Source organism: Halarchaeum nitratireducens, from assembly GCF_014647155.1.
Classification (GTDB): Archaea; Halobacteriota; Halobacteria; order Halobacteriales; family Halobacteriaceae; genus Halarchaeum; species Halarchaeum nitratireducens.
This window is the reverse complement of sequence record NZ_BMOQ01000004.1, coordinates 247675-274550: the sequence shown is the minus strand read 5'-3', so window position 1 is coordinate 274550 and position 26876 is coordinate 247675. Positions and strand designations below refer to the sequence as shown.

Genomic DNA, 26876 nt, shown 5'->3' with positions numbered 1-26876 from the left:
GATAGGGCTACCGCCGGTTCAGAGGCGTTCGGTGAAGCCGCGGCGGTACTGAGCCGGAACCTCGACGTCGTCTTCGTGGCCGAGCTCGTGGGCGGCGTGGAGACCGAAGTAGGGGTCGCGCAGGAACTCGCGGCCGACGATGACGAGGTCCGCGCGGTCGTTGCGGACGATGGCCTCGCCCTGCTCGGGCGTGGTGACGCCGCCGACGGTCCCCACGCGGATATCGCTCTCCGCGTTCTCGCGGACGTGCTCGGCGAGCGCGAGCTGGTAGTTCGGTCCCGTCCAGTCCGGGAAGGAGGCGGGGCTGATCCCGCCGGAGGAGACGTCGATGAGGTCCGCCCCGGCCTCGTGCAGGAGGTCGGCGAGGCGCGCGGACTGCTCTACCGTCCACGACTCCTCGTCGTCGATCCAATCGGTCCCGGAGAGCCGGACGAGCACGGGCTTTTCGGCCGGCCAGACGTCACGGACGGCTTCGGTGACCTCGCGGATCAGACGCGCGCGGTTCTCGAAGCTGCCCCCGTACTCGTCGTCGCGGTCGTTCGTGACGGGGGAGAGGAACTCGTGGAGGAGGTAGCCGTGCGCGCCGTGGACCTCGGCGACCTCGAAGCCGGCGTCGAGGGCGTGCTCGGCCGCCTCGCGGAAGGACGCGATCACGTCCTCGATGTCGTCTGCGTCCATCGCTCGCGTGGGCGGCGCCGCCTGGTCCTCGTAGGGCCACGGGTCGTCGCTCGGCCCGACCACCTCCCAGCCGCCCTCGTCGGGCTGGAGGGGATCGTGGCCCTCCCAGGGGCGGCTCGTGGAGGCCTTCCGGCCGGCGTGGGCGAGCTGGATGCCGGGCACCGAACCCTGACTCTTGACGAACTCGGTCGTGTCGCGGAGCGCGTCCGCGTGCTCCTCGCTCCAGATGCCGAGGTCGTTGGGCGTGATGCGCCCGCGGGGTTCGACGGCGGTCGCCTCGGCGATCACGAGACCCGCGCCGCCGACCGCGCGGCTACCGAGGTGGACGTGATGCCACGGCGTCGCGAGCCCGTCGCGCTCCTCGACGGAGTACTGGCACATCGGGGAGACGGTGAGCCGATTCGGGAGCTCCGTGTCGCGGAGCGTCACGGAATCGAAGAGATGCGTCATCGTGTGAGAGTAGTCGCGGACCCGAAAAGGGCCGGCGGACGCGGGGGCGATTGCCGCCATCCGCCCGAGGCCGCGTTACTCGTCGTCGGGATGGTCCGCGACGGGGACCGTCCCGTCGTCCCCGTCGACCTCGTCCGACGTCGCCCTGGGGTCGCCGTGGCGTTCGACCTCGATCTCGACTTCGACCGCCGCGCCTCCGACCGACAGTTCGGCCTCGGCCTCGCTGGACGACCCCAGTTCGACTTCGAGCTCGTCCCGATCGATCTCCACTTCGACTTCCACCTCGACGTCGATGTCGTCGTCGCTCATACCTCGGCGCACGGAACGCGCCCACGACACTACGTCCTTACGGCCGCGCCGATCACTCCCGCGACTCGCCGACGCTCCCGACGAGAGCCCGTTGCTCAGCGAGGATCGCGGGGTCGAGCGGCGCGACGAGATCGCGCTCGTCACGGCCGAGGCGCGCGCGGACCGTTCCGTCGGGGCGCACGACGGCGGAACGCCCCGCGTACTCGCAGGGATCGCCGAGCGTCCGCGCGCCCGTCCGGCCGCAGCCGACGACCCAGCGGACGCCGTCGAGGGCGCGCGCCCGCAGGAGGAGGTCCCAGTTCGACGCGTGGACGGCCGGCCACGCGCCCGGCACGAAGAGCGCGTCGACGTCCGCGTCGACCAGCGCCGCGCTCTCGCGGACGAAGTTGAGGTCGTAGCAGGTCAGGAACGCCGTTCGACCGACCGGCGTCTCGACGACGGTCCGCCGGTCTCCCGCGTCGAGCACATCGGTCTCGTCGCCCCAGAGGTGCCGCTTGCGGTAGTACGATCGCTCGCCGTCGCGTCCGAGGTATCCGAGGGTGTTGTACAGTCCGTCGCCGGCGTCCTCGACGAAGCCGACGAGCGCGGCGGTTTCGGCCCTCTCCGCGGCGTCGGCGATCGTCGCCAGTTCGGCCCCGTCGCGCGCGAGCGCCGCGTCGCTGACGCGGTCGTCCGCGACGAATCCCGTGAGGGCGTACTCGGGGAAGACGGCGACGTCGACGCGGTCGGCGAGGCCGGCGAGGCGCGTGCGAACGGTGGCGACGTTCGCCGCGGGGTCACAGTCGGCGATGGCGTGCTGACAGGCGGCGACGGTGGGTGCGGACACGGCAGGTCCACGGCGCGAACCGACAAAGGCGTCCCGCCCCCGTTCGACGACACAACACCCTTAACCGGCGCCGCGAGCACCGATGTGGTGGTACGCATGGCAGGAGACACGAACCCGGAGACGCCCCCCGAGGGGTTGGCGGGCGAACCTGGGACCGAGTCGGTCGAACGGTCCGACGACGTCGAATACGGCGTCGACGAGCGGCCACCGACGGGGGAGTCGGTGCTGCTCGGCCTCCAGCACTACCTCACGATGGTCGGCGCGAACATCGCCGTCCCGCTCGCGCTCGCGGGCGCGATGGGGATGCCCTCGGAGTATCAGCCCCTCTACATCGGGACGTTCTTCGTCGTCTCCGGGGTCGCCACGCTCCTCCAGACGATCGTCGGAAACCGCTATCCGATCGTGCAGGGGGCGACGTTCTCGATGCTCGCGCCCGCCATCGCCATCATCGGGTTCGTCGGGACCGGACCCGGGCAGTGGCAACAGTCGATCGTGGCCCTACAGGGCGCGATCATCGTCGGCGGGATCGTCGAGGTGGCGTTCGGCTACTTCGGCGTCATGGGGTGGCTGAAGCGGTACCTCTCGCCGGTCGTCATCGCGCCTACCATCGCGCTCATCGGTCTCTCGCTCTTCAGCGCCCCGCAGGTCACGATGGCGGGACAGGCGTGGTGGCTCGTCGGGCTGACCGTCGTCCTCATCGTCCTCTTCAGTCAGTACCTCGACGACTCCCACCGGATCTTCCGGCTCTACCCCGTCCTCCTCGGGATCGTCGCCGCGTGGGTGATCGCCACCGCCCTCTCGGTCACCGGGATCATCCCGAGCGGGTCCGCCGCGTTCGTCGACCTCTCGACCGTGGCGAACGCCCCCCTCGTGCAGGTCCCGATGCCGCTCCAGTGGGGGATGCCGACCTTCCAGACGTCCTTCATCATCGGGATGTTCGCGGGCGTCCTCGCCTCCATGATCGAGTCCTTCGGCGACTATCACGCCGTCGCGCGCCTCGCCGGTGAGCGCGCGCCGTCCGCGCGCCGAATCAACCACGGCATCGGTACCGAGGGCCTCGCCACCCTCTTCGCTGGAATCATGGGCACCGGAAACGGCTCGACGTCCTACTCGGAGAACATCGGCGCCATCGGTCTCACCGGCGTCGCCTCGCGCTACGTCATTCAGATCGGGGCCGTCCTCATGCTCGTCGTCGGGTTCGTCGGGTACTTCGGCGCGCTCATCACCACCATCCCCGATCCGATCATCGGCGGCCTCTACATCGCTATGTTCGGGCAGATCGCGGCCGTCGGCCTCTCGAACCTCAAACACGTCGATCTCGACAGCTCGCGGAACGTCTTCATCGTCGGGCTCGCGCTCTTCTGCGGGCTCGCGCTGCCGGCGTACATGGGCAACGTCGAGAGCGCGAGCGCCTTCCAGGCCGGCATGGCGAGCACGCCGATCCTGGGGCCGATCCTCGGCGTGCAGGCGATCTCGGACACCGTCTACGTCGTCGGCGGGACCGGGATGGCCGTCGGCGGCCTCATCGCGTTCGTCCTCGACAACACCGTCGAGGGCACCCGGGAGGAACGCGGCCTCGACGAGTGGGACCAGCTCACCGAGGAGGACGAGGCGTTCGACTCCGCCTACGAGCGCTACGTGAAGGGGGACTAGGCCCTCTCCGCCTCGTCCCGCGACGGCCTCAGACGAAGAGCAGCGGAACCATGACGGCGAAGCCGGCGACGACGCCGAGCGCGAGCTCCAGGTAGCCGTGCCCGTCGAGACCCCGCCCGGCCTCGAGGGCCTCGGGGACGAACTCGGTGAGAACGAGGTAGATCATCGCGCCGGCGGCGAAGCCGTAGCCGAAGGGGAGGAAGTCGTACGCCCACGTGACGAACGCGAAGGCGATGACGGCCCCGATAGGCTGGGGGAGGCTGGAGAAGACGGCGGCGCCGACCATCCGCCACTTCGAGACGTCCATGGCCTTGAGCGGGATCGAGATGGCGAGCCCCTCGGGGACGTTGTGGACGCTGATGGCGACCGTCATCACGAGCGCGAGGAGCGGGACGGAGAGGCCGAAGAACGGGACGCCGCCCTGAAGCCCCATCTCGGCGAAGGAGACGCCGATGGCGACGCCTTCGGGGAACGAGTGGACCGTGAGGACGCCGAGGATGAGCGCGAGCTTCTTCGCGTCGCCCTCGGCGACGGCCTCGGGATCGAGGTGCGTGTCGGGTTCGTGCTCGCGTTCGTGGTCGTGCTCACCACTGTGCTCGTGCCCGCCGACGTCGAGGCGGTCGAGAATCGCGTTCGAGACGACGACGAGGGCGACGCCGACGGCGACGCCGGCGACGAGGACCGCGGGGAGACCGACGGTGAGCGCGAGCCCCTCGCGGAGGAGCCCGAAGCCCGACGCGGCGAGCATGATGCCGGACGCGAGCCCCCAGAGGGCGACGGTCCACCGCTCGGAGACGTCATCAACGACGAAGAACGGGAACGCCCCGATCCCGGTGGCGAGACAAGTGACGAGGCCCGCGACGAAGACGAACGCGTAGGCTGCGAAGACATCCATCCTCACGTCGGATTTGCCACTCTACCCACTTGGTTTTTCTCTTTGTGAAAAATTTGTTTTCGGTTGGCCTAAAGTTCGGGGGTTCTCGGACCGGCGGGCGTCGTCGTCCCCACCGTCGCGTCGCCGCCGCGATCGCGGTGGTCGTCGTCTTTTTCCCCCGTCGCATCCAGGACCGGGTATGTCGTGGTACGCCGTCGAGACGCTCCACCGCGCGTTTACCGAAACGCGCGATCTCCTCCGTCCCGTCCGTGCGGGCGTCTGGCTCCGACTCGCGCTCCTCGCCGTCTTCGCCGGAGGGACGTCCGTCCGGCCGCCCGGCGTCGGCATCGTGACGCTCCCGCTGAACGCCTTCGACGTCCCGGCGCCGGCACCTCGGGCGCTCGCGCTCCTCGCGGCGCTCCTCGCCGTCGGGTTCGTCGCCTCCGTCTTCGAGTTCCTTCTCGTCGACTTCGTCGAGCCGGACGGCGATCGACTCCGCCGATCGCTCGTCTCGCACGTCGGCGACGGGGCCCGACTCTTCGGCTTCCGGTGTTGTCTCGGCGCGCTCGTCGTCGTCCCGGTCGGCGCGTTCGTCGCCGGGATCGTCGCCGCGGCGCGGGACGGCTCCGCGGTCGCGATCGTTCTCACGGCCATCTGCGTTCCCGTCGTGGGCGCGCTCGTCGTGAGCGCGCTCGCCGCCTCCGCGCTCACGACGTCGTTCGTCGTCCCGCTGATGGCCCGCGGCGAGGGCGGCGTCAGGGCGGGATGGCGGCTCGTCCGCCCGGCGCTCGCCGCCGCCCCCGGGGAGTTCGGCGTCTACCTCGTCGTCCGCGCCTGCCTCGGCGTCGCGTACGTCGTCGCCGGGAGCGTCGTCGCCGGGGCGTTCGCCCTCCCGTTCGCGCTCGCGTACGGCGCGACCGCCCTCGGGGGATCGGTCGGTGCGGCCGCGGGCGTCGTGGCGATCGCCATCGCGGCCGTCGGCACCGGCTGTTACCTCCTCTGTCTCCGCGGGCCCGCGAGCGCCTACCTCCGCGTCCACTCGCTGCTCGTGCTCGACCGACTCGACGTCCCGTACGACTACCCGGCGTAGCGAGCGACAACGGCTTTGGGCGGCGCGTGTGAAAGCGACTGTATGTTCCCCCACATCGAGTATCTGGAGTGGCTCCGGGGTCGCCCGGACGTCGCCATGTACGATCTCGGGTCCAGCGACCTGCGCGGCGTCACGGAGACGCAGGAGCGACCCGCGACCGTTCCGCCGGCGCTGGAAGGACGCTCCGACCCGCCGGTCGGCGCCACCCTCGAGTTGCAGATCGCGAGCGAGTACGGCGTCGATCCCGAGTGCGTCCTCGTGACCGCGGGCGCGAGCCACGCGAACTTCCTCGCCACCGCCACCGCGCTCGACGCAGACCCGACGAGCGAGCGCGCGGACGAACGCCAGCGCGCGCTCGTCGAGAAGCCGGGCTACGAACCCCACCGCCGGACGCCGGCGGCGTTCGACGCGGCCGTCGATCGGTTCCTCCGGGAGGACGACTACCAGCTCGTCCCAGAGCGCGTCGAAAAGGCACTCACGTCCGACACGAGCCTCGTCACGATCACGAACCGCCACAACCCCAGCGGGCGACTGGCCGACCGCGAGACGCTCGCCGACGTCGCCGCCAACGCGAGCGCGTACGACGCCCGCCTGCTCGTCGACGAGGTGTACGCCCCGTTCGTCACCGAGGAGCAGGTGCGTCCGGACGGCGCGCTCGGCGGACCGACGGCCGCGGGCCTCGACGACGCCGTCGTCACGGGATCGCTCACGAAGTTCCTCGGCCTCGGCGACCTCCGGATCGGCTGGCTCGTCGCGGACGCCGACTTCATTGAGCGGGCCCGCGAGGTCGCCCACCACGTCCCCGGGGTCGCCGACGTCTCGCGGGCGTACGGGATGCGCGCGTTCCACCACGTCGAGGACCTGCTCGCCGAGCAGCGTGCGCTGCTCGCGGAGAACTCGGCGCTGCTCGCGGAGTTCGTCGCGGCGCGCGACGACGTCGAGGGGTTCGTCGCCGACGGCAGCACGTTCGCCTTCCTCGAACTGACGGGCGTCGACGCCGACGAGCTCGTCGAGCGCGCGTGGGAGGACGGCATCCTGCTCGCCCCCGGACGGTTCTTTGAGGACGACGCGCGCGTCCGTCTCAGCCTCGGGCGCGCGCCGACCGACATGGACGCCGCGCTCCGCGCCCTCGCGAGCCTGCTCGACGCGCCCGATAGCTCCAAGAGTTAAGAGGCGGCGCACCTTCGGAGCGGACATGGACGACACACCGCAGGAGATCACGTCGCTCGTCGGCCGCGAGGTCTACTCGAACAACGGCGTCTTCGTCGGCGAGATCGAGGACATCCAACTCGACCTCGACGCCGAGGTCGTCAACGGCCTCGCGCTCGGCGAACTCAACCCCGATCTGTTCTCGGACTACGACACCGGGCGACGCGGCGTCATCGTCCCCTACCGGTGGGTGCGCGCCGTCGGCGACGTCGTGCTCATCAACGACATCGTCGAGCGCCTCAAGTCGGACGACGAGGCCGACCACGCGATGGCCTAGCTGCTCCCGTTCTGCCCCGAGGACGTCGCCTCCTGATCGACGCCCATCGCGTCGAAGAGCTTGCGCTTCACCGCCTCCTCGGTGAGCCCCAAGAGGGTCTCGCGGTTCTCCTCGGACGTCTCGATCCCCGTGAAGATCCCGAGCGGGATCTCCGCGGACCCCTGCGTCGAGTGTCCGCCGGCCTCGCCGATGTCGTGGAAGGCGTCTTGGAGGACCTTGCCGATGTTCATCCGGATGTCCTTCGAGCGCGCCGCGAGGTAGATGGTGTCGTCGACGATGCCGAAGACGGCCGTCGTCGTGATTCCCTCCAGATTGAGGAGCTGCTGGGCGGCCTGCGCGAGCGCGTCCCGGTCCCGGATGAAGCCCGCGTCGCTGACGAGGTGGCTCCCCTGGACGTCGCGGTTCGTGATCGCCTCCGCGAGCACGTCGAGGGTCTCTGGGCTCATGTTCGGCGACTCGACCTGCTCTAAGACGTCGTGATCCGCGAACGGGTAGAGGTACGCGGCGGCCGTCAGGTCCGCGGGCGTCGTCTCGCGCCGGAAGTCGAGCGTCTCCGCGCGGATCCCGTAGAGGAGCGCCGTCGCCACCTCTTGGGAGACCGATAGGTCGAACTCCTGGATGTACTTCGTGAGGATCGTGGACGTCGCCGAGACGTTCGGACGGACGTCGACGAACTCGGCCTCGATCTCGTCGTCGGCCTCGTAGTGATCGATGAAGACATCGATGGAGCCCTCGACCTGCATCTCGCCGGCCTTCGCGGGGTCGACGAGCGCGATCGTGTCGTAATCGTCGATGTCGACGTCGTCGTACGGCGTGAGTTCGATGTCGAGGAGGTTGACGAACGCCCGGTTCTCCTGGTGGCCGATCTCGCCGAAGTAGAGGATGTCCGCACCGACGCCGAGGTGGTCCGCGATGGACTGGAGCGCCGCCGCCGCGGCGATCGAATCCGGGTCGGGGTTGTCGTGGGTGACGATGGCGAGCCGGTCGGTCGTCCCCTCGATGACCTCGGCGAGCTGCCGGGCCTTGTATTCGAGCTCGCCCGATTCGAGGGCGTGGAGGGCGGCGTCCGCGATGACGGAGGAGGGGTTGATGACGACGTCCGCGCCGAGCCCGGTGAGCTCGTCGCTGGAGACCGGATCGCTCGCGCGGACGACGAGGAACTGTTCGTCGTCGCGCGAGCGGATGTTCCGCACCGCAGCCTCGTTGGCTTCGACGTCGGAGGCCATCACGAGGACGACGTCGCGGTCGGCGACGAGCGCGGCGACCTCTTCGTCGCGGATGTCCGCGGCCTGCGCATTCAGGTCCTGATCGCGCAACGCCTCCACCCGGGACTCGTCCCGGTCGACGATGAGCACGTCCTTCCCGCGCTCGACGAGCTCCTCGGCGACCGCGTGACCGACGCTCCCGCAACCGAGGATCGCGTACGTCGACATGGACGAGATCGTAGCCCGGCTACTCATTACGGCTCGCTACCGCGCGGCGTCACTTAACGCTCCCGACAGCGGGTGCGACCGCGTCTCGCTCGGCGTGCCAGCGCCACGCACGTCGTCACCGGAAAGAAACTTATTTGACTACCCCGCGGTAAGTCGTGGATGCGTTGGGCCGGTAGCTCAGTTAGGCAGAGCGTCTGACTCTTAATCAGACGGTCGGGGGTTCAATTCCCTCCCGGCCCGCTTCTTTCGAGGAACCGACGACACGTAGAGCGTGTCGTCCGTGACGATCGGAGCGGCCTAGAGGGAATTGAGCACGCGAGTCGCAGCCGGGCGGCGCGAGGACCGTCTCGTCCAGTTCAATTCCCTCCCGGCCCGTTTTTCCTGCGAACGAAGGTGAGTCTGACCACGCCGAGGAATCGTGTCGGTGACCGAGGCGTCGCGTCCGGACTCTGCTGGTGACAGAATCGAGTCGGGGAGCGACGTGGCGCGTCGTCAGAATCCGGCTCCGATGGCGTGTGCTCGACGCCGCCGCTCCCCGTTCGGAACGTGTCTCCGACGAGGTTCCGATGACGACCCCTCCCCCCGAAGGGGTCACCGTCTGTCGGAGACGAACAGCGGTAGTAGCCCGGCACAAATAACTGTTACTCCCGCGGTACCGAGGACCGCGCACCGTGTGACCACGCGATCCGCGCCCGGCGGCGTTCGAGAGCGACGGGGGTGCGTCGCGACGCGGCGTCCGACGCGTCCGTAAGCGAACGTGGCGCCGTCGGAGTCCTGCCCGTCGGCGCGTCGGACGACCAGTAGGTGTGACGGTCCCAGCGATCGACGTCACGGTCCCGTTCGGAGCGCGTCGGGATCGATCTCACCGCTGTCGAGGTCGGCCTCGACGTTCCGCGCGGCCCGGACCATGTTCTCGAGTTTCGCGTAGGCGACCTCGCGCGGGAGGATCTTGAGCCCGCAGTCCGGGCTGACGGTGAGCTTCTCGGGGGGGACGACCGTCAGACCCTCGCGGATGTTCGCCTCGATCTCGGCGACGGGCTCGACGGTCGGGGTGTGAGCGTCGACGACGCCGAGTCCGAGGTCGGGATCGACGTCCCCGTCGGCGAAGACGTCGAGTTGGTCGTAGTCGCCGTTGGCGAGTTCGACGTCGAACTCGTCGATCGGGTAGTCGTTGATCTTGGGATAGATCTCGCCGTAGTCGCCGTAGCAGACGTGGAGGCAGAGTCGGACGTCGTCGGGGAGGCCGGCGACGATCCGTTCGAGGCACTCGCCGACGACGGCGTGATCCTCGGGCGTCGTGGCGAGCGCGGGCTCGTCGATCTGGATGTAGCGCGCACCGGCCGCGACGAGGCCGGAAATCTCCTCGTTGATGAGGTCGGCGAGGGCGTAGGCGAGCCCGGCGTCGTCGTCGTAGACCTCGTCGAAACTCCACGTGGCGAGGGTGTAGGGGCCGGTGATCGGGACCTTGACCGGGCGCTCGGCGACGCCGGCGGTGAACTCGTACTCCTCGCGGAGCCACGGTTCGTCGTACGTGACTTCGGAGACGACGCTGGGCTTGTCAAAGTAGTTGTGCCCCCACACCTTTACCGGGCCCTTGAACTCGTAGCCGCCGATGCGCCGAGCGAAGAACTCGACCATCTCCTCGCGGCGCATCTCGCCGTCGCAGACGACGTCGAGGCCGGCGCGCTCGTGTTCGCCCGTGATGAGCCGGCTCGCGTCGTCGATGGCCTCGGTCCACTCGTCGTCGGTGACGGCGTCGCCGTCCGCCTCGTGGCGCTCGCGGACGTCCGTCAGCCACGCGGGCTTCGGGTAGGAGCCGACGACCGTGGTGAGGAGGAAGTGATCGTTCGGGTGGTCGGCGGGACGGAAGCGCTCGCGACCGACGCGCGTCTCGTCCCCGCCGCGTCCGTCGCGGTCGGCGCTCATTCGGCCACCTCCACGCGCTCGACGCCGGCGGCGAGCGCACCGAGTTTGTCCTCGAAGGCGCTCACGGGGAGGTAGAACAGTTCGGTGTTCGGGGTCGCGTAGACGGTCTCGAAGTCGCTGACGGGGACGCTCTCCCGGAACCACGACAGCCGATCGGCGACGGTCTCGGGGGCCTCGACGCGCGTGTTCTGTCCGTCGACGACGCCCAGGGCGACCGAGTCGGCGGTGCCGTACTCCTGGACGAGGTAGACGCACTCCTCGTGAGCGCTCACGAGGTCGTAGCCGAGCGCCGCGACGTCCGTGTCGAGGAGGTGGGCGTGGAGTTTCTCGCCGAGCGCGCCCCAGTAGGTGTGGACGACCACGTCCGCGTCGGTGGCGGCGTTCACGGCGGCCAGCGCGTCGCGGACGCGCACGTGGGCGTCGTCGTCGGGCGGGGACGTGACGAGGCTCGGTTCGAGGACGAGGACGGTGTCGACCGCGTCGGGGAAGGCGTCGACTTCGCCCGCGAGGAAGTCCGCGAGCCCGTCGAGGAACGCCGCGGACGAGCCGTACTGTTCGTCGCGCGCGAGGTCGGTCAGCGAGTAGGGTCCCGGGACGACGGCCTGGAGGCTGTCGGTGAGTCGGGCGGCCGCCGACAGGTCGGCGGCGAGATCGCCGTCCTCGGTGAGCGGACCCGTGACGACGGGTTCGCGGTAGAAGTTGTTGTTGTCGTAGTAGCGCACGACGTCGCCCGCTCGGACGTTCTCGTGGACACAGAGCGGGTGGGCGAGCATGTCGTCCCACCGGGCTTGGCCCTCGACGACGCGGTCGAGGCCGGCCTCACGCTGGGCGGCGACGAGGCGCTCGCGGGCGGCGTCGTAGGCCGCGGCCACGTCGGCGGACTCGTCTCCGTCGATGAGGGCGCCCTTTCCGCGTCCCGTGAGATCGACGAGACGCCCGCGCTGGGCGTCCGGTATCGGGAAGAGTCCGGCCGTCGTCGCGACGTGTTCCATCGACGCGGCGCTACGGTATCGCCGCGGTTAATATTTTCTTTACGACGGCATGAACGCCGGTAATCAGCCATCGAGGGCGCGCGAGCGCAGCGTCAGGTAGACGACGGCGAGGATAGAGTCGAGTAAGGGGACGAATATGAGCCCGAGGCCGAGAAATCCCCAGTTCGCTGGATCAGGGTCCCACGCCACGTCGGCGTCGCGGATCGCCGTTGCGTCCTTGTAGAGCGCGAGCGGGAGGAGGAGCCGAACGAGGAGCGCGATGGCGAGGAACGGCGCGGCGGGAACGAGGAGCGTCACGAACCCGCTCGCGCCCGTCGAGGCCGTGACGAACCCCACGAGCAGGAAGGCGAGACAGGCCTCGGCGAGCGTCACGAGCGGCATCGCGAGGACGAGCAACCACCAGCGCGAGTCGACCGCCCCATCGCTCATGTGCCCGAGTAGGAACGCGCGCGGACAAACACCTACCGGACGAGCTTGAGGACCGTGAGCGTCTCGAAGGGGAAGGCGTGGTCGGCGAGCGCGACGGCCGAGAATCCCCGCTCGCCCGCGTACGTCGCCACTTCCTCGACGCCGGTGAGCGTGCTCACGAGCAGGAGGACGTACCCGCCTGGCGCGAGCACGCGCGCGGCATCGTTGAGGAACGCCTCCACGACTTCCCGACCCGTTTCGCCGCCAGTGAGCGCCACTTCCATCCAGTCGTCGCGCGCCGCCGCGGCGTCCGCCGGCAGGTACGGCGGGTTGAACGTCACGACGTCGAACGCGCCGTCGCAAAAGGGCGAGACGAGGTCCGCGCGCACCGCCTCGACGCCGGCGTCGCGGGCGCGCCGACACGCGTGCGGGTTCAGGTCCGCGCCGAGGACGCGCGCGCCCGTCTCGTCGGCGACGGTCGCGGCGACGTACCCCGAGCCCGTTCCGACGTCGAGCACCAAGTCGTCTGACGCGACCTCGTCGCACGCGACGTCGGCGAGCAGGCGGGAGTCCTCGGCCGGATCGTAGACATCCGTTTCGACGCCGCGCCGTGCCGCGAGGTCCTCACCGGTCATTGCTCGCCCTCCACGTCGGAGTCGGTTTCATCGCCCACAGCGTCGGCGGCATCGACGTCGGCATCGGACTCGGTATCGGCGTCGATCGCCCGCGCTTCGTGACGGTCACCGTCAGCGCCGGCGACCGGCGACTCGTCCCCCGGGGTCACCGCGGCGTCAGTCCCCGTCGCCTCGCCCGCGTCATCGCGCACCCGAAACCCCTCCGTCTCGGGGCGCGCCGACAGTTCGCGCTGCGGGTACGGGATCTTGACGTCGTGTTCCGCGAACGCCTCGTGAACGGCGGAGATGACCGCGGTGTGTGCACGCCACTTCCGTCGCGCGCTGGGTTTGTCGATCCAGAACCGGAGGTCGATCGTGACCGCCGAGTCGCCGAACTCGGTGAGGACGGCCTGCGGGCGCGGGACGGAGAGGATCTCATCGAGGTCGCCCATCGTCTCCTCGGCGATCTCGGCGGCCCGTTCGACGTCCGCATCGTAGTCGACGCCGACCGCGACGTGCAGGCGGAGGCGGCCCTTCCGCGAGCGGTTGACGACCTCCTCGGAGCCGACGTAATCGTTCGGGAGCATCACGTACTCGCCGTCGAACGTCTGGATGCGCGTGTTGACGATGCTGATCTCCGTGACGATCCCCTCGTTGTCGCCGACCTGCACCCAGTCGCCGATCTCGAACGGGCGGGCGAACATGAGGACGAAGCCGGCGAGGACGGCCCCGAGCGTCTGCCTCGCCGCCATCCCGAGCACGATCCCGAGGAACCCCGCGCCGATGAGCAGCCCCGAGAGGTCGATCTCCCAGAGGCCGAGGAGCGCGAGCAGCCCCGCAAGGTAGATGCCGAGTTGCGCGATCCGGTAGGCGATCTCGGCCTCGTGGTCGCTCAGGCCGTCGCGGCGTTTCGACGCGTTCTCGACGGCGCGTTGCACGACGCCGGTCCCCGCGTAACAGAGCACGACGACCGCGAGCGAGACGAACGCCTTCGCGCCGAGCGCCAGCGGATCGCCGAACCGCTCGATGACGGTGACGAGCATCGACTGGAGCCCCCAGATGTAGATGAGAGCCCCGAGCTCGGTGACGGCGAGACAGAGCACCAACAGCCCGAGCAGGAGGTCGATGAGCCGCAGGTCGAACTCGTCGCGCAGCGACTCGCCGACGCGGCCGATGGCCCACCAGAGCGCGACGAACGCGACGAGCGAGCCGACGGAGAGCGCGAGCTGGTCGGCGTGTGCCGCGAGCGACACCCCGGCGACGAGCGGGAGCGCCATCAGGCGGGGTCACCGTGTTCGGCGGCGAGCGACGCCAGCTCGGCGAACGTCGCGGGCGAGAGGTTCCCTGGCCGCTTCCGGAGGAGGTCCTCGTCGGCCGCCGCGACGACTGCTTCGGGATCGTCGAGCCCCGAGATGTGCGCGGTGTTCCGGATCGCGTTCCGCACCGTCTTGCGCCGCTGGGTGAACAGCGCCTTCACGAAGTCGAGGAAGAACGCCTCGTCGTCCACCTCGTAGTCGGGGTCGCGCGGCGTCGTCCGCACGACGGCCGAGCGGACGCGCGGCTGGGGGTCGAAGGCCTCCTTCGGGATCTCCTCGACGACCTCGACGTCCGCGTAGTGCTGGGCGCTCACGCTCAGCCGGCCGTACGCGTCGTCGTCGACGCTCGCCGCCATCCGCTCGGCGAACTCCCGCTGGAACATGAGCACGGCCGGCGTCGCCCGGGGGAGCAGACGAAAGGCGATCTCGCTCGACGCCGAGTAGGGAAGGTTCGAGATACAGCAGGTGTAATCGGGCAACGCGACATCGAGCGCGTCGCCCTCGACGACGGTGAGCGTCCCGTCGGCGACGGCGTCAGCGAACTCCTCGCGGAGGTGGGCGGCGAGGTCCGGATCGCGCTCCACGGCCGTCACGCGGTCCGCGACGTCGAGGAGGCGCTCGGTGAGCGCCCCGGGGCCGGGTCCGATCTCCAAGACGTGCGACCGGTCGAACGACTCCGCGTACGTCGGAATCCGGTCGAGAACGCGGTCGTCGACGAGGAAGTGCTGGTCGAAATCCGGGTTCCCGCGGCCCGCGCGCCGGATGAGCGCGTCGGGGTCCCGTCGGTCGGTCATTGCCCACGGTAGACGCCCGGGTCGTGTAAACCCTACTCTCCGCGGTCGCTCGGCGTGAAGGCGTGGTACTTCACGTCGTCGCCCTTGAGCTCTTTGAGGACGCGTTCGACGACGACCTCCTTCGGGTCGTGGAGGCCGTCGACGCGCTCGGCGACGTCCGCGAAGCTCTCGAAGGGACCGCGCTTGCGCTCGTCGAGGATGTTGTCGCGGAGGGTGTCCCCGATCCCGGGGAGGAGGTTGAGCTGGTGGAGGCGCAGCGAGACCGCCCCGGCCTCGTTGTAGAAGTCGAGGAACGGCTCGGGGTCCGCCTCGATCAGCTCCTCGACGACGTACTCCAGTTCGGATTGAGCGCCGGGAGAGAGATCGTCGTAGGGGACGGCGTTCACCCGACTGATGCCCGCCTCGGGCTCGGGGGCGAGTCGCACCCGGTCGCCGATGGAGACGTCGGAGTCGTCGGCCATCAGGAACTCGTAGAGCGCGAAGTCCTCGGTTCCGACGGCGAGTCCGACCTGCTCCCGTCGGAACGCCGCGCGGTCGTCGCCCGAGCGGCCGTGCCGGAGCACGTCGAGGACGACGGCCTCCGTTCCGTCGGCTGAATCGTCGCTCATGCACGGAGGTAGGGCGAGGGGCGACTTAAAAGGTCGGCTGACGGATCGCCGGTCGCGGCGCCGTCAGGCGTATTTGACGACGACGTCCAGCACGTCGTCGAGTTCGTCGCCGGAGAGCGCGTAGCGCTCCTGGGCGAAGACCGCGCGGAGTTCGTCGCGGTTTCGCGGGAGGAGATCGGCGATCTTCACGGCGGTCTCGGTCTCGTCGATCCCGTCGAGTTCGAGGAGCTCCGCGACGAGCTCGCGGGACTCCTCGCCTTCGAGTACGGCGAACCGATTGACGTGTTCGACGGCGCGCGCGAGCTCGTAGCGCAGTTCGCGCTCCTCGTCGGCGGCGCGCTCGGCCTCGACATCGGCGAGGAGGTCACGCGCCTCCGAGACGGTGAGGAACTCCTCGTCGACGGTCTCCTTGAAGATGGTCACGCTTACTCCTGCGCGCGGAGGTGCGCGGGCTTGGCGATGATCGTCTTCTCCTTGCCGCCGTCGGTGATCTGGACCTTGAACGCGCGGCCCTGCGTGCCGACGACGGTTCCGGTGTGACCGGAGAAGCGCGGGTGGAAGCGGCCCTCGTTCACCGAGGGGTCGATCTTCAGGTGGACCTTCTGTCCCTCGTCGAACTCGGCGACGGCGCGCTGGGGCGGGGAGGTACCGCGCTCTCGGGGCTTGTTGGCGAGCTTGTTCCGCGTGCTGTTGAGAGGACCGTTGGAGCTCGGCATAGTCGTATGCCGACTCGTACTGGCGTCGCGGTTATAAAACGCACGTTCCCGTCTCGACCGCCGCCACCTCAACTGTTTTCCGCGCGCCGCGGTCACCGACTCGTATGGAACTCGCTCGCGGCGTCTACAGCTTCCCCGTCACCGTCTCGTATCCGGATCGGACGCTCACGATCAACCCCGCGGGCGTCGAGACGCCCGACGGCGGCCTCGTCCTCCTCGACGCGGGGTTCCCGGACACCGTCGATCTCCTCGCGGACGCGCTCGCGGAGGAGGGATTCGGCTACGACGACGTCGAGTACCTCGTGCTCACGCATCAGGACGGCGACCACGCGGGCGGTGCGGCCGAGGTGGCCGACCGTGCCGACGCGCCGGTGTTCGCGCACCGCGACGACGCGCCCGCCATCGAGGGCGCCGAGGATCCGATCAAGGGCGACCCGAGCGACCGCTACGATCCCGCACCGGTCGACGTGCAGGTCGTCGACGGCGTCGAGATCCGGACGGCCGTCGGCCCGCTCCAGGTCGTCGCCACGCCGGGTCACACGCCCGGCCACATCTCGTGTCACCTCCCGGACGCCGGCGTCCTGCTCGCGGCGGACGCCTCCGTCGCGGAGGACGGCGAGCTCCGCGGGCCGAACGAGCGCTTCACGCCCGACATGGACCGCGCGATCGACTCCCTCGGGAGGCTCGCGGACCTCGCGTTCACCGACGTCCTCTGCTTCCACGGCGGGCACGTCGAGGCCGGCCCCGAGGACGTCGCGGCGCTGGTCGAGTAACGGTGGTCGTCCACGTCAACGCCGCGACGAGCGTCGACGGCAAGCTCGCCTCGCGGCGGCGCGAGCAACTGGCGATCAGCGGCCCCGACGATTTCGCGCGCGTCGAGCGCGTCCGCGCCGCGAACGACGCCGTGATGGTCGGCGTCGGTACCGTGCTCGCCGACGATCCGTCGCTCACCGTCGACGATGCGGACCTCGTCGCCGAGCGCGAGGAGCGCGGCGCGCCCCCACAGCCGACCCGGGTCGTCGCGGACTCGAACGCCCGCACGCCGCCGGACGCGCGCGTGCTCGACGGCGCGGCCCCGACGATCGTGCTCGTCGCGTCGGACGCCCCCGCAGAACGCGTCGCCGCCATCGAGGCGGCGGGCGCGACGGTCGTGAGCGTCGGGGACGAGCGCGTCGCCCTCCCGGCGGCGTTCGGCGAGCTGGCGGAGCGCGGTCTCGTCGACGTGATGGTGGAGGGCGGCGGTGAGCTGATCTTCTCGCTGTTCGACGCCGGCCTCGTCGACGAGCTCAGCGTCTACATCGGGAGCACGGTCATCGGCGGCCGCGACGCGCCGACGCTCGCCGACGGCGAGGGGTTCGTCGAGAACTACCCCGATCTCGACCTCACCGGCGTCGAGCGGATCGACGACGGGGTGCTGTTGCGCTACGACTGCTGACGGGGGAGAAGAGAGAGAGAGACGCGGCGTTAGTGCGAGTGGCCGGTCGCCTCGCCGTACGTGACGCCGAAACGCTCCTCGAAGGCGTCGAGCGTCGCGTCCTCGATGGCTTCGAGTTCGTCGCTGGCGTCCTCCTCGCCGTGGTGGGCGAGCGTGTGCGCGCGGTTGGCGAACCCCATCAGGGCGATGTCGGCGACGACCTGCGCCATCGACTCGTCGTCCTCCTCGGCGAGGAGCCTGAGGAGTCCCGCGGGGACCTCGACCTCGTCGCTACCGTCCGGACCGTCGACGCTGAACGTCACGGGTTCGACTTCGTCAGTCATGATCTCGCGGTTCACGCGTCCGACGCAAAAGCCTGCCGAAGCCCCGGACGGGCCGACGGAGCGAGAAGGAAGAGTTAAAACCGCTCGCGCGGCTACCCTGTTCGTATGAGCGAAGCACGACAGGCGCGCAAGTGCGTCTCCTGTGGGATCAACATCTCCGGCACGAACGCCGCGTCGTTCAAGTGCCCGGACTGCGGCCAGCAGATCTACCGCTGCGCGAAGTGCCGCAAGCAGAGCAACCTCTACGAGTGTCCCGACTGCGGGTTCCGGGGGCCGTAACGATGGGGAAGGTCGCCGCCGTCCTCAAGGTCATGCCGCAGAGCCCCGAGATCGACCTCGACGAGCTGAAGGCGGACCTCGAAGACTCGCTCCCCGAGGGGGCGAAGCTCCGCGGGTTCGACCAGGAGGAGGTCGCCTTCGGTCTCGTCGCGCTCCTCTCCACGGTCGTCGTTCCCGACGACGCCGGCGGTACCGAGGCCGTCGAGGACGCCTTCACGAACGTCGAGGGCGTCGAGTCGGTCCAAGTGCAGGAGACCGGCCGCCTGTAAACGCGCTTCGCGTCCGCGGACGGGGTTCCCGTCCGCCGTTTTCACCACCCGTGAGCCGCGCGACCGTGCGTCGCGTCGCCGAGACTCCGCAGTCGCCCGTCTCCCGCACGTCGCATCTCGGGGCCTGTGACGGCGCTCAGAGGGGGTTTCGGGCCGCCGCGTCGGCGGTCCGCGGCCCGCGTGAGATCAGCGTTCGCGGTCCGTCCCTCAGCGCCCGACCTCGTCGCGCACGACGTAGTAGAGGATCCAGACGACGAGGTTTCCGAAGAATGCGCCGAGCGCCCACGCGAGGGCGTGACGGCTGTTACGGCCTTTCGCGTCCCGGTAGACGAGGTACGCGATTGCGAGCTGGACGAGCAGGAGGAGCAGAGGGAAGATCGAGCCCGCGCCGATCGCGGCGAGCGGGAGGGGGGTGAGCGTCACGTCGCCATCGAGGACGGACGCGCACGTAAGCGTTTTCTCGATGGCGATTATTCGGGCCGACTCACGCGCGCCCGCGCGAGGAACGCTTTTACGGCGCCCGGTCCAACGAACACGTGATGGAAATCGACCGACACGCCGAGGAGCTCGCCTCCGACCTCGGTGTCGACAAAGAGGAGGTCGCAGAGGGACTCCGCAATCTCGTGGAGTACAGCGTGCCGATGGAGGAGGCCAAACAGAGCCTCCGCCGGAAGTACGGCGGCGATTCGGGCGGTTCGTCCGCGCCGACGTCCGCCGACCTCGCGGAGGTGACGCCCGACTCGGGCAACGTCACCGTGACCGCGAAGGTCCTGACCGTCGGGAAACGCTCGATCCGCTACAACGGCGACGACCACGTGATCTTCGAGGGCGAACTCGCCGACGAGAGCGGAAAGATCTCCTACACCGCGTGGGAGGACTTCGGCCTTGAGGCGGGCGACGTCGTCCGCATCGGGAACGCGGGCGTCCGCGAGTACGAGGGACGCCCCGAGTTGAACTTCGGGGAGTCCTCGACGGTCTCGGTCGTCGACGAGCCTCTTGAAATCGCCTACGAGGCGGGCGGCGAGGCGGACCTCGCGGACCTCGAAGCGGGTGATCGGGGCGTGACGCTCGACGTCCGCGTCGTCGAGGTGGAGCGCAAGACCATCGACGGACGCGACGGGGAGACGGAGATCCTCTCCGGCGTGCTCGGCGACGAGACGGCGCGTCTCCCCTTCACGGCGTGGGAGGTCGTCCCCGAGCTCACCGAGGAGGGCGCGAGCGTCCACGTCGAGAACGCGTACGTCCGGGAGTTCCGCGGCGTCCCGTCGGTCAACGTCTCCGAGTTCTCCGTCGTCACCGAGCGCGAGCCGGTCGAGGTCGGCGGCCCGACGCGCATGACGATCCGCGAGGCCGTCTCCGGCGGGGGCGCGTACGACGTTGAGCTCGTCGGGAACGTCATCGAGGTCCGGGACGGCTCGGGGCTGATCGAGCGCTGCCCGGAGTGCGGGCGCGTCATCCAGAAGGGCCAGTGTCGCACGCACGGCGACGTCGAGGGCGAGGACGACATGCGCGTGAAGGCGATCCTCGACGACGGGACGGGGACCGCGACCGCGATCCTCGATCGAGAGCTGACCGAGGCCGTGTACGGCGGCACCCTGGAGGACGCCCTTGAGGCCGCGCGGGACGCGATGAACCGCGAGGTCGTCGCGGACGACATCCGCGAGTCCGTCGTCGGCAAGGAGTACGCGGTGCGCGGGCACCTCTCCGTCGACGAGTACGGCGCGAACCTCGAAACGGTCCGGTTCCGCGAGAGCGACGGCGATCCGGCCGAGCGGGCGCACGACCTGCTCGCGGAGGTGAGCGCATGAGCGCGAATTCGACCTCGAACTCGAACTCGGGATCGTCCGGGGACGACGGCGAGGAGCGCCCGAGCCGCGAGGTCGCGTGGCGGCTGTTCGCCGCGGAGTTCGACGACGCGGACTACCAGTACGCGGAGAGCGACGAGGAGCGCGCGCCGAACTACGTCGTCACGCCGACGGGCGCGCGCGTGAATCGGCTGTTCGCGGTCGGCGTCCTCACCTCGGTCGAGCAGGTGAACGAGGACGTCGTGCGAGCGCGCGTCGTCGACCCGACGGGCGCGTTCGTCGTCTACGCCGGCCAGTACCAGCCGGACGCGCTCGCCTCGCTCGAAAACGCGGACGTGCCGTCGTTCGTCGCGGTGACGGGCAAAGCGCGGACGTTCAGCCCGGAGGACTCGGAGCAGGTCTACACCTCCATCCGGCCGGAGAGCGTGAACGCGGTGACGTCCGAGACCCGCGATCGCTGGGTCGTCACGGCGGCGGAGCGCACGCTTGCGCGCGTCTCGACGTTCGCGGACGCCCTCGACATGCCGGAGCGCGGCGACGAGCTGACCGACGCGCTGGTCGCGCGCGACGTCCCGTACGGCCTCGCGTCGGGCATCTCGCACGCCATCGACCACTACGGGACGACGCCCGCGTATCTCGCGGCGGTCCGCGAGCTCGCGCTCGACGCCTCGCGCGTCGTCGCGGGCGAACGCGACGAGGTCGAGGCGCTCGCGCTCGCGCCGAACGAGGGCGGCGGGACGGACGCCGACCTCTCCTACGCGGGCGCGGAACTCGCCGAGGTGGAGACGACGGGGGCGACGACGGACGAGCGCGTCGAGGCGACGCCGGAAGGCGAGACGGCCACGGAGACGACCGCGCCCTCGCCGGACGATCTCGGCGACGGCGGGGAGCCGGCGGTCCAGAACGCGGAGCGCGCCGACGGCGACGTCGACGACGAGGAGAGCGCGCTCGAAAGCGGCGAAGACGAGCAGTGGGAGATGGACGAGGAGACCCGCAACGAGGTCGAAGAGGAGTTCGACGTCGGCTTCTCGACGGGGAACGACATCCCGGAGGGCGGCGAGTCTGACCTCGCCACGGACGAGGAGCCAGCGGCGGCGGACGAACCCGCGGCGGGCGTCGCCGAGTCGGCGTCGGAAAGCGGGGGCGCGAGCGACCTCGGCGACTTCGACGCGTCGACGGACTTCGGGGAGGACGGGGGGGACGCGGACGACCTCGACGACTTCACCGCGTCCGAGTACGACGAACCCGAGAGCGACGCCGAGGACGCGGAGGCCGCGCCGCCGGACGTCGACCTCGAAGACCTCGTCGTCGACTACATGGACGACCTCGACGACGGCGACGGCGCGGACCGCGACGACCTCGTGCGCACCGTGCTCGAAGAGACGGAGGCCGACGAGAGCGAGATCGCCGACGCGATCCAGTCGGCGTTGATGAGCGGCCGGTGTTACGAGTCCGGCGAGGACCACCTGAAGGCCATCTAGATGGCGCGGGTCGAGCCCGTCCCGGGACGGCCGGCGGCGGTCGCGGACTGCGGTGACGAGTCGGCCCTCGTGGTCGCGGACTACCACGCGGGGATCGAGGCGTCGCTGCGCCGCGACGGGCTCGAAGCCCCCTCGCGGGCCGACGAACGCCGGGATCGCGTGCTGTCGCTCGTCGTCGAGACGGGCGCGGAACGCGTCGTCTTCCTCGGCGACCTCGGCCACCGGATCGGCGAGCCGCGCGGCGCGGAACGCGACGAGCTCGAAACGCTCGTCGCCGACCTCCCGGTGCCGGCCACGCTCGTGCGGGGGAACCACGACGGCGGCGTCGCGGACGTCGTCGACATCGACGTCACGCCCGCCGAAGGGGGTCGGTTCGGTGACGTGGGATTCTGCCACGGGCACACGTGGCCGAGCCGCGACGTCCTCGAAGCCGACGTGGTCTGCGTCGGCCACGAGCATCCGGCGGTCCGCTTAGCGGACGAGGTCGGCGGGAGTCGCGTCGAGCGCGTCTGGCTCCGCGGCCCCCTGGAGGGGGCGCCGTTCGCGGAACACGACGACGCGACGCGCGATGCGGCCGTCTCGGGAGAGCTCGTCGTCTGTCCGGCGTTCAACGAGTACAGCGGCGGGACGTGGGTGAACGTCGAGGGGCAGGAGTTCCTCGCCCCGTTCCTCCCGGAGGCGTGCCCGGACGCGCAGGCCTACCTGCTCGACGGCACTCGACTCGGCCCGTACCGCGGCCTCTGAGGGACGCGGGCGGATCCGTTCGCGGCCCGTCTCGGGTGGGTGGCGCCGCTCGACGCCCGGTACCCGCCGTCGTCGACAGTCGTCGCGCCGTGCGTGCTCGCTTTCCACGGGGACGCGCGCCGGTGGACGTGCGTGCCCGATCGCCGGCGCCGAGTGGCTTAACTCGCCCGCGCCCCTTCGTCCGGTGATGAGTGAGACCGGCGTCGTGGACGCGTTCACCCGCCTCGGGCCCGCGGTCCGTGACGCGCTCTCCGAGCGCGGCTTCGCCACGCCGACGGAGCCACAGCGCCGCGCGATCCCGCCGCTCGTCGCCGGACACGACGCGCTCGTCGTCGCGCCGACGGGGACGGGCAAGACGGAGACGGCGATGCTCCCCGTGCTCGACGCGATCGTCGAGCGCAAAGCCGACGGCCACGTCCACGGGATCAGCGCGCTCTACGTCACGCCGCTGCGCGCGCTGAACCGCGACATGCGCGAGCGCCTCGACTGGTGGGGTGAGGTTCTGGACGTCGAGGTGGACGTGCGCCACGGCGACACCTCGGACTACCAGCGTTCGAAGCAGGCGAACGACCCGCCGGACGTCCTCGTGACGACGCCCGAGACGCTGCAGGCGATGTTGACGGGCGAGAAGCTCCGCACCGCGCTGAGCGACGTCGAGCACGTCGTGATCGACGAGGTACACGAGCTCGCGGGCGCGAAGCGCGGCGCGCAACTGGCTATCGGCCTCGAACGACTGCGCGAGCTCGCCGGCGACTTCCAGCGCGTCGGCCTCTCCGCGACGGTCGGCGACCCCGGGGAAGTCGGGCGGTTCCTCACCGGCGGGCGCGACTTCGACGTGATCGAGGTGGACGTCACCTCGAAGGTCGACTTCGACGTGGTCGCGCCGACGGTGACGGAGGCGGACGAGCGCCTCGGGAACGAACTCGTGACGAGCGCGGAGATGGCGAGTCACGTGCGCGCGATCCGCGAGATCGTCGAGCGACACGACTCGACGCTGATCTTCGTGAACACGCGCCAGACGGCCGAGGCGCTCGGGTCGCGCTTCAAGGAGCTCGGGAGCGAGATCGGCGTCCACCACGGCAGTCTGGCGAAGGAGGCGCGGATCGAGGTCGAAGACGCGTTCAAAGCCGGCGACCTCGACGCGATGCTCTGTACGTCCTCGATGGAGTTGGGGATCGACGTCGGACACATCGATCACGTCGTCCAGTACAACAGTCCCCGGGAGGTCGCCCGCCTCCTCCAGCGGGTCGGGCGCGCCGGACACCGGCGGGACGCCGTCTCCTCGGGGACGATCGTCGCCACGCACCCCGACGAGGTCGCGGAGGCGCTCGTCATCGCGCGGCGGGCCGGCGCGGGTCAGGTGGAGACGGTCGACATCCACCACGGGAGCCTCGACACGGTGGCGAACCAGATCGCGGGGATCGCCATGGACTTCGGCGACGTCGCCGCGCGCCGCGCGTACCGGATCGTCACGCGCGCCTACCCGTTCCGCGATCTCGACGAGGAGACCTTCCGCGAGGTGGTGCGCGAACTCCACAAGAACCGAGTGTTCTACCTCGACGAGGAGGCGGACGAGCTCTCCTCCTCGGGGACGTGGCAGTACGTCTACGCGAACCTCTCGATGATCCCGGACGAGGAGACCTACGAGGTGTACGACATGGCGGCCGGCAGACAGGTGGGGACGCTCGACGAGCGCTTCGTCGTCAACTTTGCGGAGCCCGGCGAGACGTTCGTCCAGCGCGGCGAGATGTGGCGGATCGCGGAGATCGACGAGGAGGAGGGGCGCGTGAACGTCTCGCCGATCGCGGACCCGAGCGGCGAGGTTCCGTCGTGGACGGGCTCCGAGATCCCGGTGCCCTACGACGTTGCCCAGGAGGTCGGGGAGATGCGCGTCGCGGCGGCCGCGCAGTTCGAGCGCGGTGCGACCCGCGAGGCGGTCGCGCGCGACGTCGCCGGCCGCTACCCCGCGGACGCCGACACCGTCGCCGCGGCGCTCGATCCCGTCGCGCGGCAGGTCGAGGCCGACGCGCCCGTCCCCGGCGACGACCGACTCGTCATCGAGGCGCAGGGTCGCGCGATCACGCTGAACACCGCGTTCGGCCACGAGGTGAACGAGACGCTCGGGCGGTTGCTCTCCGCGCTCGTCGGGCAACGTACCGGCTCGTCGGTCGGCCTCGACGCCGGACCGTACCGGATCGAGCTCGAAGTCCCCCAGCGCGTGCGGGCGAGCGAGGTCGAGGCGGTGCTCCACGAGACGGACCCCGGCCACGTCGCGGCCGTCCTCGAACTCTCGTTGAAGCGCTCGGACACGCTGAAGTTCACGCTCGCGCAGGTGGCCGCGAAGTTCGGCGCGCTCGACCGCTCGAAGAGCCGCGACGGTGTCGGCTTCTCGCGCATCCTGAGCGCCTTGGAGGACACCCCCGTCTACGACGAGGCGCTGCGCGAGGTGTTCCACACCGACCTCGACGCCGAGGGCGCCGCGCGCGTGCTCGAACGCGTCCAGTCGGACGATCTCGCGGTCGCCCGTCACGGCGAGCGCACCCCGATCGGCGTCGGCGGGCGCTCCTCGGGGAAGGAACTCCTCACGCCCGAGAACGCGGACGCGAGCGTCGTGAAAGCGGTCCGGGAGCGCCTCATGGACGACCGCGTGAACCTCGTCTGCTTGCACTGCGGGGAGTGGGAGCAGGAGACGAAGGTCCGCAGGGTGCGCGAGCAGCCCGAGTGTCCCCGCTGTGGCTCCACGCGGATCGCCGCGCTCTCGCCGTGGGCCGACGACGTCCTGACGGCCCTCGACGCCGACCCCGCCGACCGCGACGACGAACAGGAGAAGACGGTCGAGCGCGCCTACCGGAACGCCAGCATCGTCCAGAGCCACGGAAAGAAGGCCGTGATCGCGCTCGCCGCACGCGGCGTCGGTCCGCAGAACGCCGCGCGCGTGATCAACAACCACCGCGAGGACGACGCGGACTTCTACCGCGACATCCTCGAACGCGAGCGCGAGTACGCCCGGACGAAGGCCTTCTGGTAAAGAACCGTTTTCGCGCTCGGGTCGCCTACGGCGACCGCTCGCGCCGAAAAGCTTCACCAAAAACTCCCGCGAGCGCCGCCGTCGCTCGCGGTGCGGTCCGCGGGGTCGGCCCGCGCCGCCACGTGCCGCTTCACACGCACCTCACTACTCCCACGTCCTCACTCACTACCGCGCCGCCGCCACGCGCCGTCCCGCACCGCTACGCGTCGCCCCGTATCCGGCCGCTCGACCCCGCGTTCGCGCTCGGCGCGTGCCGACGGGACCGACCCGTGATGACTAATCATTTATCCGTCGGCGGTCCGATGAATCGAGGAACACGATGAAACCACTCCGGCTCGCGGCGACGGGGTCGCTCTCGCTCACCGGCGTCGTCCTCCTCGTTCCGATCCTCGCGCACCTGCTCTCCGGGCCGCCGCCGCTCGGCATCGTCCTGGGCGTCGCGGGAGTGCTCGTCTCGCTCGGCCTCGTCGCCGTCGGCGCGGTCGTCTATCGCTTGGACGTCTCGCAGACGAACGCGGTCCGGATCGCGGGGTGGAACTTCCTGGGCATCGTCGTCCTCGGCGCCGTCTTCACTCTGGTGTTCACGTACCGGCCGGTCGAGGACGCCGGCTTCCTCTTCTCCGTCGCGCTCTCCGCGGGTGCCGTCGCGCACGTCATCATCGGCGTCTACGACGTCCGGCGTATCCGCGCGGAGGAGCTCGCCACGGAGCGCGAACGCCTCGCCGTCCTCAACACGCTCGTCCGGCACAACCTCCGCCACGAGGCCCAGCGCCTGCTCTTCGCGGTCGAGCGGATCCGACAGTCGAACCCCGAGACGGCGGCGGAGGTCGAGGCCGTCGCCGACGACCTCACGGAGATAAACGAGAACGTCCGCGCGGTCGAGGAGGCCTTCGACACCGACGTGACGGAGGTGGACGTCGCCGCGACCTGTCGGCGGGTCGTCGCGGACGCGGAGGAGGCGTACGGCCTCGACGTGGCGCTCGCGGCCCCCGAGTCGGCGCCCGTGCGGGCGAGCGAGTACCTGCGCGACGCGATCGACGAACTCGTCGAGAACGCGGCGGAACACGCCGGCGAGGATCCGACGGTCGAGATCGACGTCGAGCGCGACGGCCGGTCGGTCGCGGTCACCGTCGCCGACGACGGCCCGGGGATCCCCGAGTCCGAGCGCGAACTCGTCGCGGGGGAGCGAGACATCACGCAACTCGAACACGGGAGCGGGCTCGGTCTCTGGCTCGTCCGGTGGATCGTCGAGGAGTACGGCGGGCGCGTCGAGTTCGACGAGTCCGACCTCGGCGGCGCGGCGGTCACGCTCACCCTCCCGCGGGCCTGAGAGGGCGTC

Annotated in this window: 29 protein-coding genes and 1 tRNA gene; 14 read left to right on the top strand and 16 right to left on the bottom strand. The window is 70.2% G+C overall.

The features are described from left to right. Positions 1 to 18: 18 nt before the first annotated feature. The 3 genes from IEX91_RS08340 to IEX91_RS08330 form a co-directional block, all read right to left on the bottom strand. On the bottom strand, positions 19 to 1128 hold the full coding sequence (locus IEX91_RS08340; protein ID WP_188878280.1) for an NADH:flavin oxidoreductase/NADH oxidase: 1110 nt from the start codon (positions 1126 to 1128) through the stop codon (positions 19 to 21). A gap of 75 nt (positions 1129 to 1203) precedes the next feature. After that, complete coding sequence (locus IEX91_RS08335; protein ID WP_188878279.1) at positions 1204 to 1437, bottom strand: hypothetical protein; 234 nt, start codon at positions 1435 to 1437, stop codon at positions 1204 to 1206. 52 nt (positions 1438 to 1489) lie between these two features. Then, positions 1490 to 2263 carry a carbon-nitrogen hydrolase family protein gene (locus IEX91_RS08330; RefSeq protein WP_188878278.1) on the bottom strand — a complete coding sequence of 258 codons (774 nt, stop codon included), beginning with the start codon at positions 2261 to 2263 and terminating at the stop codon, positions 1490 to 1492. Positions 2264 to 2359: 96 nt separating this feature from the next. Between IEX91_RS08330 and IEX91_RS08325 the strand changes: the two genes are divergently transcribed. Continuing rightward, entirely contained in the window at positions 2360 to 3916 is a 1557-nt protein-coding gene (locus IEX91_RS08325; RefSeq protein WP_188878277.1) for a uracil-xanthine permease family protein, read from the top strand. A 28-nt stretch (positions 3917 to 3944) separates the two neighbouring features. Here IEX91_RS08325 and IEX91_RS08320 read toward each other — a convergent pair whose 3' ends face one another. Further along, on the bottom strand, positions 3945 to 4811 hold the full coding sequence (locus IEX91_RS08320; RefSeq protein WP_188878275.1) for a ZIP family metal transporter: 867 nt from the start codon (positions 4809 to 4811) through the stop codon (positions 3945 to 3947). Positions 4812 to 4989: 178 nt separating this feature from the next. On the opposite strand from IEX91_RS08320, the gene IEX91_RS08315 reads away from it, so the two are divergent. Genes IEX91_RS08315 through IEX91_RS08305 form a run of 3 tightly spaced genes read left to right on the top strand, consistent with a single transcriptional unit; the run spans position 4990 to position 7366 of the window. Then, positions 4990 to 5880, top strand: coding sequence for a DUF7544 domain-containing protein (locus tag IEX91_RS08315; protein WP_188878274.1), 891 nt, complete (start codon positions 4990 to 4992; stop codon positions 5878 to 5880). A 42-nt stretch (positions 5881 to 5922) separates the two neighbouring features. After that, a complete protein-coding gene (locus IEX91_RS08310; RefSeq protein ID WP_188878273.1) occupies positions 5923 to 7050 on the top strand; it encodes a pyridoxal phosphate-dependent aminotransferase in 1128 nt (375 codons plus the stop codon). Between the two features lie 25 nt (positions 7051 to 7075). Further along, positions 7076 to 7366 carry a PRC-barrel domain-containing protein gene (locus IEX91_RS08305; protein WP_188878272.1) on the top strand — a complete coding sequence of 97 codons (291 nt, stop codon included), beginning with the start codon at positions 7076 to 7078 and terminating at the stop codon, positions 7364 to 7366. Here IEX91_RS08305 and IEX91_RS08300 read toward each other — a convergent pair. Further along, entirely contained in the window at positions 7363 to 8826 is a 1464-nt protein-coding gene (locus IEX91_RS08300; RefSeq protein WP_188878271.1) for a DHH family phosphoesterase, read from the bottom strand. The two genes, IEX91_RS08305 and IEX91_RS08300, sit on opposite strands and share 4 nt — an antisense overlap. Positions 8827 to 8965: 139 nt before the next feature. Here IEX91_RS08300 and IEX91_RS08295 point away from each other — a divergent pair. Further along, positions 8966 to 9039 (top strand) — tRNA-Lys (locus IEX91_RS08295). 588 nt (positions 9040 to 9627) lie between these two features. Here IEX91_RS08295 and IEX91_RS08290 read toward each other — a convergent pair. From IEX91_RS08290 to IEX91_RS08250, 9 genes are all read right to left on the bottom strand, one after another. Further along, positions 9628 to 10725 carry a methionine synthase gene (locus IEX91_RS08290; RefSeq protein WP_188878270.1) on the bottom strand — a complete coding sequence of 366 codons (1098 nt, stop codon included), beginning with the start codon at positions 10723 to 10725 and terminating at the stop codon, positions 9628 to 9630. Beyond that, positions 10722 to 11717 (bottom strand): 5-methyltetrahydropteroyltriglutamate--homocysteine methyltransferase, encoded by a 996-nt coding sequence (locus IEX91_RS08285; RefSeq protein ID WP_188878269.1) that lies wholly within the window; start codon positions 11715 to 11717, stop codon positions 10722 to 10724. The genes IEX91_RS08290 and IEX91_RS08285 overlap by 4 nt, the downstream gene beginning before the upstream one ends. Before the next feature lie 63 nt (positions 11718 to 11780). Next, entirely contained in the window at positions 11781 to 12146 is a 366-nt protein-coding gene (locus IEX91_RS08280; RefSeq protein WP_188878267.1) for a hypothetical protein, read from the bottom strand. A gap of 32 nt (positions 12147 to 12178) precedes the next feature. Continuing rightward, entirely contained in the window at positions 12179 to 12760 is a 582-nt protein-coding gene (locus IEX91_RS08275; RefSeq protein ID WP_188878266.1) for a HemK2/MTQ2 family protein methyltransferase, read from the bottom strand. Continuing rightward, positions 12757 to 14016, bottom strand: coding sequence for a mechanosensitive ion channel family protein (locus tag IEX91_RS08270; RefSeq protein ID WP_188878265.1), 1260 nt, complete (start codon positions 14014 to 14016; stop codon positions 12757 to 12759). Before IEX91_RS08270 ends, IEX91_RS08275 begins: the two co-directional genes overlap by 4 nt. After that, positions 14016 to 14849 carry a 16S ribosomal RNA methyltransferase A gene (locus IEX91_RS08265; protein ID WP_188878264.1) on the bottom strand — a complete coding sequence of 278 codons (834 nt, stop codon included), beginning with the start codon at positions 14847 to 14849 and terminating at the stop codon, positions 14016 to 14018. Before IEX91_RS08265 ends, IEX91_RS08270 begins: the two co-directional genes overlap by 1 nt. A gap of 32 nt (positions 14850 to 14881) precedes the next feature. Then, positions 14882 to 15457, bottom strand: coding sequence for a DUF655 domain-containing protein (locus IEX91_RS08260; RefSeq protein ID WP_188878263.1), 576 nt, complete (start codon positions 15455 to 15457; stop codon positions 14882 to 14884). Between the two features lie 63 nt (positions 15458 to 15520). Continuing rightward, on the bottom strand, positions 15521 to 15880 hold the full coding sequence (locus IEX91_RS08255; RefSeq protein ID WP_188878262.1) for an RNA polymerase Rpb4 family protein: 360 nt from the start codon (positions 15878 to 15880) through the stop codon (positions 15521 to 15523). Between the two features lie 2 nt (positions 15881 to 15882). Further along, complete coding sequence (locus tag IEX91_RS08250; RefSeq protein WP_188878261.1) at positions 15883 to 16173, bottom strand: 50S ribosomal protein L21e; 291 nt, start codon at positions 16171 to 16173, stop codon at positions 15883 to 15885. A gap of 104 nt (positions 16174 to 16277) precedes the next feature. Between IEX91_RS08250 and IEX91_RS08245 the strand changes: the two genes are divergently transcribed. Together IEX91_RS08245 and IEX91_RS08240 are read left to right on the top strand one after the other, a co-directional pair. Further along, complete coding sequence (locus IEX91_RS08245; RefSeq protein WP_188878260.1) at positions 16278 to 16946, top strand: MBL fold metallo-hydrolase; 669 nt, start codon at positions 16278 to 16280, stop codon at positions 16944 to 16946. A gap of 2 nt (positions 16947 to 16948) precedes the next feature. Beyond that, positions 16949 to 17608 (top strand): 2,5-diamino-6-(ribosylamino)-4(3H)-pyrimidinone 5'-phosphate reductase, encoded by a 660-nt coding sequence (locus tag IEX91_RS08240; protein WP_188878259.1) that lies wholly within the window; start codon positions 16949 to 16951, stop codon positions 17606 to 17608. 29 nt (positions 17609 to 17637) lie between these two features. Here IEX91_RS08240 and IEX91_RS08235 read toward each other — a convergent pair whose 3' ends face one another. After that, the gene (locus IEX91_RS08235) at positions 17638 to 17931 is read right to left on the bottom strand and encodes a DUF7545 family protein (RefSeq protein WP_188878258.1); all 294 of its coding nucleotides are present in this window, start codon (positions 17929 to 17931) and stop codon (positions 17638 to 17640) included. Between the two features lie 105 nt (positions 17932 to 18036). Here IEX91_RS08235 and IEX91_RS08230 point away from each other — a divergent pair, with 105 nt between their 5' ends. Beyond that, the gene (locus IEX91_RS08230; RefSeq protein WP_188871213.1) at positions 18037 to 18210 is read left to right on the top strand and encodes an HVO_2753 family zinc finger protein; all 174 of its coding nucleotides are present in this window, start codon (positions 18037 to 18039) and stop codon (positions 18208 to 18210) included. Positions 18211 to 18212: 2 nt separating this feature from the next. Then, positions 18213 to 18479 carry an elongation factor 1-beta gene (locus IEX91_RS08225; RefSeq protein WP_188878257.1) on the top strand — a complete coding sequence of 89 codons (267 nt, stop codon included), beginning with the start codon at positions 18213 to 18215 and terminating at the stop codon, positions 18477 to 18479. A 207-nt stretch (positions 18480 to 18686) separates the two neighbouring features. Here the strand turns inward: IEX91_RS08225 and IEX91_RS08220 are convergent, their stop codons facing one another. Next, the gene (locus IEX91_RS08220; protein ID WP_188878458.1) at positions 18687 to 18902 is read right to left on the bottom strand and encodes a hypothetical protein; all 216 of its coding nucleotides are present in this window, start codon (positions 18900 to 18902) and stop codon (positions 18687 to 18689) included. Between the two features lie 116 nt (positions 18903 to 19018). On the opposite strand from IEX91_RS08220, the gene IEX91_RS08215 reads away from it, so the two are divergent. The 5 genes from IEX91_RS08215 (at position 19019) to IEX91_RS08195 (ending at position 26867) form a co-directional block, all read left to right on the top strand. Beyond that, positions 19019 to 20287, top strand: coding sequence for a Single-stranded DNA binding protein (locus tag IEX91_RS08215; RefSeq protein WP_188878256.1), 1269 nt, complete (start codon positions 19019 to 19021; stop codon positions 20285 to 20287). Then, positions 20284 to 21765: an RPA family protein gene (locus IEX91_RS08210; RefSeq protein ID WP_188878255.1), complete on the top strand. Its 1482-nt coding sequence runs from the start codon at positions 20284 to 20286 to the stop codon at positions 21763 to 21765. Before IEX91_RS08215 ends, IEX91_RS08210 begins: the two co-directional genes overlap by 4 nt. Beyond that, positions 21766 to 22509 carry a metallophosphoesterase gene (locus IEX91_RS08205; RefSeq protein ID WP_188878254.1) on the top strand — a complete coding sequence of 248 codons (744 nt, stop codon included), beginning with the start codon at positions 21766 to 21768 and terminating at the stop codon, positions 22507 to 22509. A gap of 187 nt (positions 22510 to 22696) precedes the next feature. Next, on the top strand, positions 22697 to 25537 hold the full coding sequence (locus tag IEX91_RS08200) for a DEAD/DEAH box helicase (RefSeq protein WP_188878253.1): 2841 nt from the start codon (positions 22697 to 22699) through the stop codon (positions 25535 to 25537). Positions 25538 to 25856: 319 nt separating this feature from the next. Beyond that, the gene (locus IEX91_RS08195) at positions 25857 to 26867 is read left to right on the top strand and encodes a sensor histidine kinase (RefSeq protein ID WP_188878252.1); all 1011 of its coding nucleotides are present in this window, start codon (positions 25857 to 25859) and stop codon (positions 26865 to 26867) included. The last annotated feature ends 9 nt before the right edge of the window (positions 26868 to 26876 follow it).